Genomic DNA, 12,699 nt, shown 5'->3' with positions numbered 1-12,699 from the left:
CCGTGCAGCGGTGTACCTTACCAAAGTTGTCTACCTGCTAAACCTAGCTTGCTCATGTACGCGCCCCTGCTCGCCCACATTGCCCGCTACGTCACGCTGACGGAAGCTGAGGCCAACACGCTGCTCTCGTATCTAAAACCGCAGACTGTCGCTCGCAAAGAGTATGTAGTAACAGAAGGTCAGGTGTGCCTAGCCAATTACTTTGTGCTGCGGGGCTGCCTGCGCACGTATCTGCTGAACGAAAAGGGCGGTGAGCAAACCATTCAGTTTGGCATCGAAAATTGGTGGCTCACCGACTACGCCAGCCTCGACAATCACGCGCCTTCTCAGTTCTTTATTCAGGCCGTCGAAAACACGGAAGTGGTTGTGTTTGAGAAGCGCGTGCAAGAAGAAGTATTCAGCCAAGTGCCGAAGCTAGAGCGGTACTTTCGCATCATTCTTCAGAAGTCGGCGGCCGCCGCGCTGTTTCGGATCAAGTTCTTGTTCAGTTTGTCGGGAGAGGCTAGGTATCACCACTTCAACAATGCGTTTCCTGGGTTTGTACAGCGCGTGCCGCAGTATATGCTAGCTTCTTATCTGAACTTCACGCCCGAGTTTCTGAGTAAGATCCGGGCGAAAGTGGGGCATACCTAGGTCTGCTTCTTTCTTGAACTAGATTAAGTTTTTCCTGCTTGGCGGGGCGGAACTTTGTCGCATCATCAACCCTAAAAATACCACGACTATGCGACTCAACATGCAGCAAATCGAGCCGGAGGCCTACAAAGCCATGTTTGCTCTGGAGAAATACCTGAGTACGAGCAAGCTCACCGCCATTCAGAAAGAGCTCATCAAAATGCGGGCTTCCCAGATCAATGGTTGCGCCTTTTGCCTCAACATGCACGCGCGCGACGCTCGCAAAATTGGCGAAACTGAGCAGCGCTTGTACCTGCTCTCGGCCTGGCGCGAAACTACTTTGTTTACGCCCGAAGAACGAGCATTGCTAGCTCTCACAGAAGAGGTGACCCTTATTGGTCAGGCCCATGTGTCGGATGCTACCTATCAGCAAGCAGCTGCGCTGTTTGATGAGCACACGCTGGCGCAGGCCATCATGGCCATTGTGGTCATTAACGCCTGGAACCGTATTGCTATTACCACGGAGCTACCGGTGGAAGCCTAGATTCAACAGTAGCCAGCTCTCGGTAAAACCCTAAGTGCAGTACATGAAAAAGCGCCGCAGCTAAGTAGCTACGGCGCTTTCGTGTTGTATGCGGCTGCGTATTAATTAGAAACCTAGGCCCAGTGCGAAGCCAGTGGCCGAGCCGTTGAAGTCGCCGGTGGCCGTGGCGGCACCGGTGTTCGGATTGATGCGGTAGAGCTTAGTGCTGCCACCCGAGGTGAGCAGGGCGTAGGGCGTGTTGCTGGTGCCGCCGATGTCGAAGCCGTTAGCGGCTTCCACGTTCACTCCTAGGCTGCCTACCTCTACTAGCGTGCCGTTGTTTGGCGGGTTCTGGAGGTAGAGTTTGTCTGTGTTCACGTCGATGTCATACAGCATCGTGGTAGTAGCGCCGGCGAAGTTGTTGGTGTAGGCCGCACCGGTTACGGCAGGTGTGCCGGGGTTTAGGGCGCCGTCCACAATCGCCACACCATCGGCGGGGTTCACGCGTAGGTTCTGACCGGTGTTGCTCACGATGCGGATGCGGTCAACGGTCGGGTTGAAATCGACACCGAAGGAATTGCCTACGAGCGGAGTGCTTAGAGTTGCCACCACGGCGGCGGCTCCTGACGAGGTATTCAGGGTCAGTACCCGGCTATTGCTGCTTACTGCATACAGCTGGCCATTTACAGGTCGGAAGTCAATGCCCACAATCGACTCACCATTAGCTAGACCCGTAATGGGCTTGGCAATGCTGGTGGTCGGTTTGTCAGGGTTGAAAATCAGGAGGCTATTGCTAGCATTAACCGCGTAGGCCACTGGCTGCGTCGGAATAGCAATGCCGGTGTACGACTTGTTGTACACCGTAACAACGGTAGCCTTGCCTGTAGCTAGATCAACGGAGAAGAGCGTCGCTTTGCCACCCACTTTAAAGAGGCCTAACGCTTTGTCGGTTTCGGGTGCGATATCAAAGCCTCCTTCGCCGGAGATGGCAAGGTTCAAAGAGCCAACTTCTACCAGCGTACCGTCGTTGGGCGGCAGCTGCTTGTAAAGCTTTTGGGAGGTTACGTCAATATCGTAGAGGGTGGTAGAAGTAGCACCCGCAGTGTTACCGGTGTAAGCCACGGCCGCAATGCTAGCTCCGGCGGCGCCGTTGATGTTGCCATCGGTGGCAGCTACGGTACCAGTCTCTGGGTTCAAGCGTAGGTTCTGACCATTGCTGGTCACCAAGCGGATTCGGTCAACGGTAGGGTTGAAATCGAAGCCGGCGATGGAACCGCTTAGGGCCGGTGTGAAGGGGCCCGCACCAATTTGGCGTGCTGCGCCTGTGGCCGGATTGATAACGTACAGGCGGCTGGTGCTACCTAGGCCATATAACTGGCCCGTTGCCGGGCGGAAGTCGATGCCAAGGATGGTTTCGCCGGTTTGCAAACCTGTGATGGGAGCCGCGCTGGCGGGAGTCTGCGGATTGCCAGCGGAAAAGGCTGTGAGGCGCACGCCGTCTTCTAGCGCATAAAAGGGTACATCAAGCGTGCCATTGTAGCCTGGAAATTCACCGTCATCGTCGCAGCTAGTTAGAGCAAAGAACAGTGCCCCCACAAAAGCTAGCTTCCGTAAGCTGAAAAGGTTTTTCATTTAATATTGTTTTAATGTGAAAAAACTTAGTTACACAGGAGCTACGACGCTGAGGTATCAACTGGATTTAGCAGATTTATGAATTTTGTATGAAGAGCAAAGTTTGTTGGTTCTATTACCTCTTTGGGCCAGTTATGGAAAGAAAATACAGATAATTTAATACTTGAAATTCAATATAATAAGATGCTATATAGCTGTTCGTGGTTGAATTGAATTTAAGCGGCGTTTTACACACAGCTAGCTATGCTGTTTAGTACTTTTCCTGGCTTTTTAAAATGCGAATGATTTCGCGCCGCATAAATAGCAGTCGTGCTAGCATCACGCCCGCCGTAAAGCTCATGGCTACCACCGACAACTCCGTACCCGCAAACCAATGGCCGAAGATCCAGCGCCGGGAAAAGGCAAAAGCTACGTAGCACACCAAGACCACGATGCCCAACTTGTCCATTTTAGCCACTACTTGGCTAGCTTCTTCGTGCCATCTTATGTTGGCAATGCGCGCTAATAGCATTCCAACCACAAAGCCACCCATGGCAGCGCCAATGGCGGGCGGAACCTGCGTGTCAAGCTTTATTAAGTCGTACATCACGATGGACAGCATCAGCGTGAAAACCAGAGCAAACATGCGCAACCGCAACCGCAGGCGACGATGAACGAACTGACGACGGGCTTTGCGGACAGGCGAGGAGCGAAACATAAAAAAGCAATAGTTGTCAGCATACACACGTGGCATCTTACCACAGCGCATTGATGCTGGTTACACAAAGTTAAAGCTCAACGCAAGGTTAGCGACTTAGGTGTGGAGCGAAGTACTACCAGCGAGGTCAAAAAAACGAGCCGGCTCCTAGGAGCCGGCTCGTTGTAGCATGCATGGTAACTGAAAACGGTATTTAATTAGTGGCGGCTGGGTACTTCACGCCCATATTGTGGAACATGAAGGCCCACTTGTCGGTCTGTTCGCTGATAACCTGGGCGGTAGAGCGACCTGCGCCGTGGCCGGCTTTGGTTTCGATGCGAATTAGAATAGGTGCAGTGCCTTGTTGGCTTTCTTGTAAACGCTGACCGAACTTGAAGGAGTGCGCGGGTACTACCCGGTCGTCGTGGTCGGCGGTGGTAACGAGCGTGGCAGGGTAGGAGGCTGGCTTGATGGCATGGTAAGGCGAATACTTGTAGAGATACTCAAACATCTCCTTCGAGTCCTCGGCGGTGCCGTAGTCGTAGGCCCAGCCCGCACCGGCCGTGAACTTGTTGTAGCGTAGCATGTCCATCACGCCCACGGCCGGGAAGGCTACTTTGAACATCTCGGGGTGCTGGGTCATGGTGGCGCCTACCAGCAGGCCGCCATTCGAACCGCCCGAAATAGCTAGGTAGTCCTTAGAGGTGTAGTTGTTTTTCACCAAGTACTCAGCGGCGGCAATGTAGTCGTCGAATACATTTTGCTTCTTGAGCTTGGTGCCAGCTAGGTGCCAATTTTCGCCGTATTCGCCGCCGCCACGCAAGTTGGGTACCGCGTAGATGCCACCGTTTTCTAGTAGCACAATATTGGAGGTGCTGAAGCTAGGCGTCACGCTCACACCGAAGCCACCATAGGCGTAGAGCAGCGTGGGGTTCTTGCCGTTCATCGCCACCCCTTTCTTGTAGGTGATGATCATCGGAACCTTGGTGCCGTCCTTCGAAGTGTAGAATACTTGCTTCGACTCAAACTTAGTGGGGTCGAACTGCACGGTGGGCTTCTTGAATACCGTCGACTTGCCAGTAGCTAGGTCGTACTTGAAGATGGTGGGCGGGTAGATGTACGACGTGAACGTGTAGTACGTCTCCTTCTCCTCTTTCTTGCCACCGAAGCCGCTCGCCGAGCCGACAGAAGGCAGCTGAATGGTGCGTTCCTTTTTGCCCGTCATGTCGTACTGCTCTACCAAAGAGGTAGCGTCTTTCAGGTACTTGGCAAAGATTTTTCCGCCCACTGTCGACACGCTCAGCACATTCTTCGTCTCCGGAATCAAATCTTTCCAGTTAGCAGGCTTAGGGTTGGCTGCGTCTACGGTCACCACGCGGAAATTAGGCGCTTGCAGGTTGGTGAAGATGTAGAGCTTGCTACCCACATTGTCAATTACGTCGGCTTCGCTCTCGAAATTATCTACGACCTGCGTGATGGCGCTACCCGGCTTGCTTAGGTCTTGCACGTACAACTCGTTGCCGGTTGTGGTGTTAGCGGCCGTGATAACCAAGAAGCGCTGGTCTTCCGTGAGGCTAGCATTAATATAACGCCGAGGCGTTTGCTCGCCGCCGAAGATCAACTTATCAGTGCTTTGCGGCGTACCTAGCTTATGGTAATAAAGCTTGTGGTGTTGCGTCATGCCGGCTAGTTGGCTGCCTACTTTGGGCTTGTCGTAGCTGCTGTAGTAGAAGCCGTCGTTACCTTTCCAGGCAATGCCCGAGAACTTCACGTCGGTAAGCGTGTCGCCGACTATTGCTTTATCAGCCGCTTTCAGCACAATCACTTTGCGCCAGTCGGAGCCGCCTTCCGAAATCAGGTACGCGGCCATGCTGCCATCCTTGGTGAAGTCGATGCCGGCCAGGGAGGTGGTGCCGTCTTTCGAGAACGTATTAGGGTCAAGAAACAGCTCCGGTGCGCCATTGCCCACTTGGCGATATACCGCTGATTGGCTTTGTAAGCCCGTATTCTTGGTGAAGTAGGTGTACTTGCCCTCTTTGAAAGGAGCCCCAAACTTCTCGTAGTTCCACAGCGTTTCGAGACGCTTGCGAATGGCGTCACGATACGGAATTTGAGCTAGGTAGCCCTGGGTGACTTTGTTTTCGGCCTGCACCCACGCTTTGGTGTCGGCGGCCTGGTCGTTCTCGAGCCAGCGGTAGGGGTCGGGTACCTTCGTGCCGAAGTACGTGTTGACGGTGTCTACCTTCTTGGCTTGCGGGTAAGGCAGCGTCTTGATGGCCGTTTGGGTGTATTGGGCATACGCTTGGCTGCTTAACGACAGCGCAGCAAGGGCAATAAAGCGTTTTTTCATGTGCTTGGAAGAAGTAGTTGTAGCTAAAGTCTGGGGTAGAGCCGCGGAGTTGCACGCGGCAGGCCGTAGCAGGAAGCGGGTTAGTTGAGAATAATATCGTATGTATTTAATATACACTATCTTTACCCACAACGCCCCTGCATGGCTGTATATACACAACCTAGGTTTGAAGTAATGAAAAATGCGCTACGTTTTGGTGGAAGCTCTGTAAGTAAAACGAAGCTTAAACTAAGTTTTATCTTTCTCAGTTGGCCGTTTTTCGTCGTGGCCCAACCACCCCAGATGCTACAAGCTATGCCTGAAACAGAGAGTGCTCAGCGTGTTAAGCAATTTGTTGCCGATGAACCACCAGGGGAGAAAGCAGCCGTGCGATTTGGCGCCAGACTAGGCGCGAACATCACCAATACGAATTTCAACCAAGGCTTTCCAAAACCAGTAGTATCTGTCGAAACGACTTGGAAGGCGGGCGTAATGGCGGGTTTCTTTTGGCAGATTCCGCTGCGCAAAAACCTGTTTCTTCAGCAGGAGTACCTGTTTTCGCAAATGGGTGGCGCCGAGAAAAGTACGGGCACCACGTACCAATTGCGTTATCTGTCGTTGCCTCTGCTTTTGCAGTACAAGCCACTATCAAAGCTAGCTTTCGTAGTTGGGCCCCAGTTTGACTTGCTTCTCCAGGCAAAAGAGCGCACCAATGGTACGACCACAACCATCACGCACGATACCGAGGAGCGCAGCTTTGGTGCTACGGCTGGGCTGGAGTTTTATATCACCAACGGCTTCAGCCTGCAAGCTCGGTACATGCAGGGTTTAAACCACATTGGTATCGGGCAACGGTCGGATGTACAAGAATTTAAGCACCAAATGGTGCAGGTCGCAACGGCTATTCGGTTTTAAGGAAGCTAGCAGATTCTTTTCCGCTTAGATCAGAAGGGAAGCTAGACGCGTAGAAACCGTACATCATACTGCTGCGCACTCCTGCTATGCCCACCTACTATATCGGCTGCTCTGGCTTTTCTTATCGCGACTGGAAAGGCATCCTGTACCCAGAAGGCTTGCCCCCGCGCAAGTGGTTTGAGTACTACACCCAGCACTTCAACACGCTGGAGGTGAATGTTACTTTCTACCGCATGCCGGAGTTGAAAGTGTTTGAAGATTGGTACGTCAAGAGCCCAGCTGATTACCATTTTGCGGTAAAGGCGCCGCGCCAAGTCACGCATTACAAGAAGTTCAATGCGGAAGCTCAGCCGATCTTAGCCGACTTCTACGGCATGGTGCAGGAGGGATTGCGCGAAAAGCTAGGTCCAGTGTTGTTCCAACTGCCACCCAAAGCTGCTTACACCGACGAACTACTTCAGCGCATCCTCGATAGCCTCGACCCAGCCTTTACAAACGTGGTAGAGTTTCGGCACCCAAGCTGGTGGGAAGGTGAGGTATACCGCGAGTTAGCTCGCTACCATGTAACATTCGTGAGCCAGAGCCATCCGCAGCCATTGCCCGACGAAGTGGTGGCCAATACGGAGGTGCTTTACTACCGCTTCCATGGCGTGCCGGAACTGTACACCACGCCCTATACGCCCGAGTTCTTGCAGCGCGTAGCTGATGAGGTACGCGCTGCTCCTCAGGTGAAGGAAGTCTATTTGTATTTCAACAACGGCATTGGTGGGGCTGGTGTAGAGAATGCTCGTCAGATGCAGAAGCTGTTGGGCTCTAGCGCTGACATACTATTGTAGCTAGGCAGCTAGGAGAAGCTTAGCGTCCGCACCTGGTGACAACCCAGAACAGAATAGCTACGAAAGCAATACCCGCGAAGCGAAGCAGGAGAAAGACCCACGCGGGTAGTTCTGGTTTGTCGGAGTTTCTAAGCATATTCCTCTTACGCGCTTAGCCCGCCAAAGTAGTTACTTCTCTCGCTGCTAAGCCATAAGTGTATGTGGCGTGTAGAACAACGTACTAACGCCAAAAAGCACCTCATGTATTGTAGGACCTCCATTGCTAGGAAGCATTACAGCACATCAGGTGCTTTCTATTATGGGAACGATGTTATTGGGGTTTTTTTAGCAAGCTAACTGAGAAGCTAGCTACCAGTTGCCGCTAGCGCCGCCGCCGCCAGAGTTGCCTCCACCAAAGCCGCCAAAACCTCCACCGCCTCCACCACCAAAGCCGCCCCCGCCGCCAAACACGCCGCGGCCGCCGCTAAAGTCGCCGAAGATGATGGGCGGAATGAACGTACCGCCGAAGCCCCGGCTGCGTCGTCCGCCGCCCCCACCGCCGCCACCGCCTCGGGAGCGAAGCAGCACGAAGAGGATCAGCATGCCGATGATCAACCAGAACGTCCAGCCCGAGCCGCTGGTATCGCCGTTGTCAGCGGAGCCCTGGGCTTGCGGCGGCGCTTTGTACTCGCCTTTTGCCAGGGCAATTAGCTCGTCGGTAGCCGTGTTGAGACCATCGTAGTAGCGTTGCTCGCGGAAGGCCGGCACGATGGTGCTAGAGATAATACGCTTTGCCAGCGCATCGGGCACGGCCCCTTCGAGGCCATAGCCGGTCTGAATGCGGGCGGCACGCTCTTGCTTCGCAACCAGAACTAGGACACCGTTATCCTTGCCTTTCTGCCCAATGCCCCAAGTTTTGTAAATGCGCTGGGCATAGTCCGCAATTTCGTCGTCGCCCAGTGTTGGCACCGTCACGACGGCAATCTGCGAGGAAGTGGAATCATTGTAAGCGACCAACTTACGCTCCAGCGCCTCCACTTCATCGGGGCGGAGCATGTTGGCTAGGTCATTGACGAGGCGTGGGGGCGAAGGACGGGGCGGCACATTTTGCGCTACCGCCGATGGCAAGAGGCCAGCGACGAGCAACAGAATAGCTAGCAGCGGCCCAAACCAGCGGTTCGCGGAAATAGGGAGAGAGGATGTGCTGCTCATGCATGTGGCGGCGTGGAGTCGCCAAACGAGATGGAATCGTCGAGTTCATTGCGGTCGGTGGCCGCGTCATATGGGAAATAGCGTCGGAGCTGCTCCCCGACTAGCCGGATGCCTTTGTCCAAACCGTTCACGTAATCGTTAGTTCGGAAATAGTTGAGCACGGCTTCTTTCGTCACTTCCCAAAAATCGTCGGGCACGGCAGAGTTGATGCCTGAGTCGCCGATGACGGCAAACTGGCGCGTTTGCCAGGCTAGGTAGAACAAGACTCCGTTGCGCTGAGCGGTGCGATGCATACCTAGCTCGGCAAACACCTGCGCGGCGCGGTCGAGTGGCTCGGGCGTAGGGCAGGTATCTTCTAGGTGAACCCGGATTTCGCCGGAAGTAGTGATTTCGGCCTGCCGGATTGCGGCCACAAGCGCAGCCTCTTGTTCCGGCGTAAGAGGGCTTTTCATGACGTAGTGCTTAGTGCTTGGTGCCTAGTGCTTGGGTGGGTGTGCTTGATGCTAGATGATAAGGCAATGGCCTGAGTAGTAACGCAAATCTCTTTGCTACTCGTGGCCAACCGCCCTTATTTTCTTCTGCATAAACTAAGCACCAAGCACTAGGCACTACGCACTAAAAAATTAGAACTGAACGGTAGGTGCTTTCTGAGCACTAGCGTCGGCTTCGAAGTAGGGCTTCTCTTTAAAGCCGAACATGCCCGCAAAAATGTTGTTCGGGAACGACTTTACGTAGCCGTTGTAGTCGTTCGTGACGTCGTTGAAGCGGTTGCGCTCTACGTTGATGCGGTTTTCGGTGCCTTCAATTTGGGCTTGCAACTCCTGGAAGTTGGCGTTGGCTTTCAGGTCAGGGTAGTTTTCTGATACAGCCAGCAATCGACCTAGGCCTGAGCTAACTTGGCTTTGTGCTTCTTGAAAGCGCTTAATGTTTTCGGGGGTCAGATCATCGCTTGAAAGCTGCACGCTGGTAGCCTTGGCGCGGGCGTTGATAACGTCTGTCAAGGTACCTTTTTCGAAGTTGGCAGCACCTTTTACGGTGTTTACTAGGTTCGGAATAAGGTCGTTACGACGCTGGTAGCTGCTTTGCACTTTGGCCCATTGGCCTTTTACCGCCTGGTCGCGCTCGACCATGCCATTGTAGCCACAAGACGACTGCGTGAGCAGAATTACTAAGCCAAAGAAATACAGAACAAAACGTTTCATAGGGAGAGAGAAATTAAAAAAGTGGAAGAGAGAGAAAGACATTCGAAACCTGAAGCGGGCCAACGTGGTTAGCGTCGGCAGGCGCTGGTGCGCTGAAAAGTACGAATTAAGGCGCTGGCGGTTGTGCTGGCCCTCAGTGCTCCGGCGCCGATTCACTATTTTGCGTGCTTACGCCACGTCTTTTGTTCATGAAAGCTGTCATTCCCGTTGCCGGCATCGGCTCTCGCCTACGTCCGCATACGCATACTCAGCCCAAGTCGCTGGTGCCCGTTGCTGGTAATACCATCCTGGGGCATATCATCGACCGGCTTCTGGGCGCTGGCGTTCAGGACTTTGTATTTATCATTGGCTACCTAGGTGAAAAGGTAGAGAGTTATGTGCGCCGCCAATATCCACAGATAAAATCCACCTTCGTGGTGCAGGAGCCTCGCGAAGGCATTGGTCATGCTTTGTGGATTGCCCGTGAAGAATTTCGCTACAACGCAGAAGGCATCCTCATTTTACTGGGTGATACCATTGTTGATGTCGACCTAGGTGCCGTGCTGCAAATGCCAGGCACCGTGCTCGGGGTAAGAGAAGTTAAAACCCCAACCCTTTTCGGTTTGGTGGAAACCGGACCCGGTGGTCGCGTCACGAAAGTGATAGAAAAGCCGAAAATTCCGAAGTCCAACTATGCCATGGTTGGGCTGTACAAAATTGCTCATCCTGAACGGTTAGTTGACGCCTTGGGGCAGTTGATTGAGCAGGAGCACCGCACGCACGGCGAGTTTCAGCTAACGGATGCACTGATGACGCTGATTCAGGAAGGGGAGGAGATGACGACCGTTTCGGTGGATAACTGGTTTGACTGTGGCCGCAAAGAGACGTTGCTTGAAGCCAACGCCCGCTTGCTGAACCGGCCCGAGTTTATGCGGACGGAGTCGCTGCCTGAGTTTCCGAACACCATTATTATTCCGCCGGTGAGCATTGGCAAGAACTGCCAGATTTCCTGCTCGATCATCGGCCCTAACGTTGCCATCGGCGACAGAACGATTGTGGAGAACACCATATTGGCGGATTCGATTATTGGCTCCTACAGCGAGTTGCGCCAAGCCGTGCTCCACGATTGCATTGTCGGCTCCGACGCTTCGTTCCGTGGTCTGAACCACAGCCTGAACATCGGCGACAATACGGAGATTGACTATAGCTAGGTCAGCGGCAAGCCTAGTTATAAAATATTCTTTCTTATATATCGTTCCTACACAACCTGCTGGGCACCCCGGCAGTAGGTAAGGTTGCGGCTTCAGCCGTCAACCTGTACATTGGTTCGATGCAACGTCCTCACTTCTCTCAACTACTGCCAGGGCTATTGGCAGTGGCTTTGCTACTTCCTGGCTGCTACTCCCGCGACGACCTCAAGTCAGATGCGGGCAACACGAAAGCTGCCGAAACTACAGAAGCTTCTGTAGATAAAACGCCCGCTGCTGCTTCCTCGCCGGAAGTCGAAGCTAGCTCCGTTGCGGCCACAACTGGTCCGCTCAAGCAAGTGAACGTGTTCTTGGAGGTGTCCGGTTCGATGGAAGGCTTCATGCCCAAAACCGGCGCTGATGCCCAAAACACACGTTTTCAGCAGCACGTAGCACAGTTTCTTTCCGATGTAAACCGGAGCGCCAGCGTTCAGCGTAAAACGTTCTACCGCATCAAAGAGAAGCCGTACCGCGATTCATACCAGCAGTTGGAAACGACAGTGCGCGAAGGCATTCGGGAGCCGGCCAGCAGCACGAGTATTCCGGCCATTCTGGATACGTTAGTGAGCCACTACTACCAGCCCAACGCGGTCAGCGTGCTGATTTCGGACTTTATCTACGCGCCGCGTAACGCTGGAGCCGTGCCGTACATTAAAACGGATATCATCGACGCCCTCAATGCTGCTGGTCGTTCCGACCTAGCCGTGTCGGTTTACGGCCACACGTCTGATTTCAAAGGCGCTTTCTATCCGGCCATGAAAACAGCAGCCAAGCGCATCAATCGGTGCTGTGATACGGATATACCGTATTATATGTGGGTGATTGGTCCGGCCGATGCCGTGCGTCGCTTCGATGCAGCCTTGTTGAAAAAAGCTCCTAGTGAGCAAGCGCACTTTGGCGTGAAGTACCAGGTGCCAGCTTCTTCCTTGCTGAATAAGTTTCAGAACCAAGGTGCTTGGTACTACGGCGAGAAAGATGCTAGCAAGCGCGCAGCGGGAGCTAGCTACCACACCATAGCCGTAAGCGAAGTATCAGCGCAACAGCCTGTGGAGTTTGTACTCGGGATGAATTTGCAAACGCTGCCCGCTTTGTACCAAGACCTAGGTCACCTGAAAGCAAACCTGCAACTAACTGGGCAAGACACGGATGCAAAGATCGTGAGTGTGTTTAGCGCCACTGATCAAACGCGCGCCAGCAGCGGACCAGAAGCACAATACACGCATTTTGTCAAAATTCGCGTTACCAAGATGGGCAAAGCCGCCCGGCCACTCCAAGTTATCCTCCAGGATAAGCGCCCAATGTGGATAACTCAGTGGACAACTAAGAATGACAGCAACATCAATCAAGTCGGCGCCAAAACTTTCGCCTTAAGTAGTCTGGTAGATGGCGTAGCGGCCGTCACGACAGATGAGCAAAACCAAGCGCCTATCTTTCAGATTCCGCTCACGCTGCAACCCGCCGACTAACGCTAGCTTTTAGCTGGCACCTTCTTCGCAGTATTCTTATTCCGACGCATATCGTGTACCGCTCTCCCAGCTAACGTTGGCGTTTCCTCTC

The 12,699-nt window shown here is 53.5% G+C and carries 12 protein-coding genes; 6 read left to right on the top strand and 6 right to left on the bottom strand.

Annotated features, from left to right (window positions below; all coding sequences use genetic code 11):
• Window positions 1-54: 54 nt before the first annotated feature.
• The gene (locus tag SD425_RS23100) at window positions 55-633 is read left to right on the top strand and encodes a Crp/Fnr family transcriptional regulator (protein ID WP_324672727.1); all 579 of its coding nucleotides are present in this window, start codon (window positions 55-57) and stop codon (window positions 631-633) included.
• An 88-nt stretch (window positions 634-721) separates the two neighbouring features.
• Entirely contained in the window at window positions 722-1,156 is a 435-nt protein-coding gene (locus SD425_RS23095; protein WP_324672725.1) for a carboxymuconolactone decarboxylase family protein, read from the top strand.
• A 105-nt stretch (window positions 1,157-1,261) separates the two neighbouring features.
• On the opposite strand, the gene SD425_RS23090 is transcribed toward SD425_RS23095, so the two are convergent.
• The 3 genes from SD425_RS23090 to SD425_RS23080 form a co-directional block, all read right to left on the bottom strand.
• A complete protein-coding gene (locus tag SD425_RS23090; RefSeq protein ID WP_324672723.1) occupies window positions 1,262-2,767 on the bottom strand; it encodes a DUF4394 domain-containing protein in 1,506 nt (501 codons plus the stop codon).
• Window positions 2,768-3,017: 250 nt separating this feature from the next.
• Window positions 3,018-3,464 carry a hypothetical protein gene (locus tag SD425_RS23085; RefSeq protein ID WP_324672721.1) on the bottom strand — a complete coding sequence of 149 codons (447 nt, stop codon included), beginning with the start codon at window positions 3,462-3,464 and terminating at the stop codon, window positions 3,018-3,020.
• A 193-nt stretch (window positions 3,465-3,657) separates the two neighbouring features.
• Window positions 3,658-5,793, bottom strand: coding sequence for a prolyl oligopeptidase family serine peptidase (locus SD425_RS23080; protein WP_324672719.1), 2,136 nt, complete (start codon window positions 5,791-5,793; stop codon window positions 3,658-3,660).
• A gap of 294 nt (window positions 5,794-6,087) precedes the next feature.
• Between SD425_RS23080 and SD425_RS23075 the strand changes: the two genes are divergently transcribed.
• Together SD425_RS23075 and SD425_RS23070 are read left to right on the top strand one after the other, a co-directional pair.
• A complete protein-coding gene (locus SD425_RS23075; protein ID WP_324672717.1) occupies window positions 6,088-6,687 on the top strand; it encodes an outer membrane beta-barrel protein in 600 nt (199 codons plus the stop codon).
• An 86-nt stretch (window positions 6,688-6,773) separates the two neighbouring features.
• On the top strand, window positions 6,774-7,523 hold the full coding sequence (locus SD425_RS23070; protein WP_324672715.1) for a DUF72 domain-containing protein: 750 nt from the start codon (window positions 6,774-6,776) through the stop codon (window positions 7,521-7,523).
• Window positions 7,524-7,871: 348 nt separating this feature from the next.
• Here SD425_RS23070 and SD425_RS23065 read toward each other — a convergent pair whose 3' ends face one another.
• From SD425_RS23065 to SD425_RS23055, 3 genes are all read right to left on the bottom strand, one after another.
• Window positions 7,872-8,714 (bottom strand): TPM domain-containing protein, encoded by an 843-nt coding sequence (locus SD425_RS23065; protein WP_324672712.1) that lies wholly within the window; start codon window positions 8,712-8,714, stop codon window positions 7,872-7,874.
• Entirely contained in the window at window positions 8,711-9,166 is a 456-nt protein-coding gene (locus SD425_RS23060) for a TPM domain-containing protein (protein ID WP_324672710.1), read from the bottom strand. Before SD425_RS23060 ends, SD425_RS23065 begins: the two co-directional genes overlap by 4 nt.
• Before the next feature lie 171 nt (window positions 9,167-9,337).
• The gene (locus SD425_RS23055; RefSeq protein WP_324672708.1) at window positions 9,338-9,916 is read right to left on the bottom strand and encodes a LemA family protein; all 579 of its coding nucleotides are present in this window, start codon (window positions 9,914-9,916) and stop codon (window positions 9,338-9,340) included.
• A 188-nt stretch (window positions 9,917-10,104) separates the two neighbouring features.
• On the opposite strand from SD425_RS23055, the gene SD425_RS23050 reads away from it, so the two are divergent.
• Both SD425_RS23050 and SD425_RS23045 read left to right on the top strand, forming a co-directional pair.
• Entirely contained in the window at window positions 10,105-11,106 is a 1,002-nt protein-coding gene (locus SD425_RS23050) for a sugar phosphate nucleotidyltransferase (RefSeq protein WP_324672706.1), read from the top strand.
• Window positions 11,107-11,225: 119 nt separating this feature from the next.
• A complete protein-coding gene (locus tag SD425_RS23045) occupies window positions 11,226-12,608 on the top strand; it encodes a hypothetical protein (protein WP_324672704.1) in 1,383 nt (460 codons plus the stop codon).
• Window positions 12,609-12,699 lie beyond the last annotated feature (91 nt).

It is taken from the genome of Hymenobacter sp. GOD-10R, from assembly GCF_035609205.1.
In the GTDB taxonomy this organism is placed as follows: domain Bacteria; phylum Bacteroidota; class Bacteroidia; order Cytophagales; family Hymenobacteraceae; genus Hymenobacter.
The sequence above is the reverse complement of the archived record's forward strand: the minus strand, read 5'-3'. Positions and strand labels throughout refer to the sequence as shown.

Coding starts and splice junctions, on each gene's coding strand:
- SD425_RS23055 (WP_324672708.1), bottom strand. CDS start 9,916: ATGAAACGTTTTGTTCTGTATTTCTTTGGCTTAGTAATTCTGCTCACG.
- SD425_RS23090 (WP_324672723.1), bottom strand. CDS start 2,767: ATGAAAAACCTTTTCAGCTTACGGAAGCTAGCTTTTGTGGGGGCACTG.
- SD425_RS23100 (WP_324672727.1), top strand. CDS start 55: ATGTACGCGCCCCTGCTCGCCCACATTGCCCGCTACGTCACGCTGACG.
- SD425_RS23050 (WP_324672706.1), top strand. CDS start 10,105: ATGAAAGCTGTCATTCCCGTTGCCGGCATCGGCTCTCGCCTACGTCCG.
- SD425_RS23075 (WP_324672717.1), top strand. CDS start 6,088: ATGCCTGAAACAGAGAGTGCTCAGCGTGTTAAGCAATTTGTTGCCGAT.
- SD425_RS23045 (WP_324672704.1), top strand. CDS start 11,226: ATGCAACGTCCTCACTTCTCTCAACTACTGCCAGGGCTATTGGCAGTG.
- SD425_RS23080 (WP_324672719.1), bottom strand. CDS start 5,793: ATGAAAAAACGCTTTATTGCCCTTGCTGCGCTGTCGTTAAGCAGCCAA.
- SD425_RS23065 (WP_324672712.1), bottom strand. CDS start 8,714: ATGAGCAGCACATCCTCTCTCCCTATTTCCGCGAACCGCTGGTTTGGG.
- SD425_RS23060 (WP_324672710.1), bottom strand. CDS start 9,166: ATGAAAAGCCCTCTTACGCCGGAACAAGAGGCTGCGCTTGTGGCCGCA.
- SD425_RS23070 (WP_324672715.1), top strand. CDS start 6,774: ATGCCCACCTACTATATCGGCTGCTCTGGCTTTTCTTATCGCGACTGG.
- SD425_RS23095 (WP_324672725.1), top strand. CDS start 722: ATGCGACTCAACATGCAGCAAATCGAGCCGGAGGCCTACAAAGCCATG.
- SD425_RS23085 (WP_324672721.1), bottom strand. CDS start 3,464: ATGTTTCGCTCCTCGCCTGTCCGCAAAGCCCGTCGTCAGTTCGTTCAT.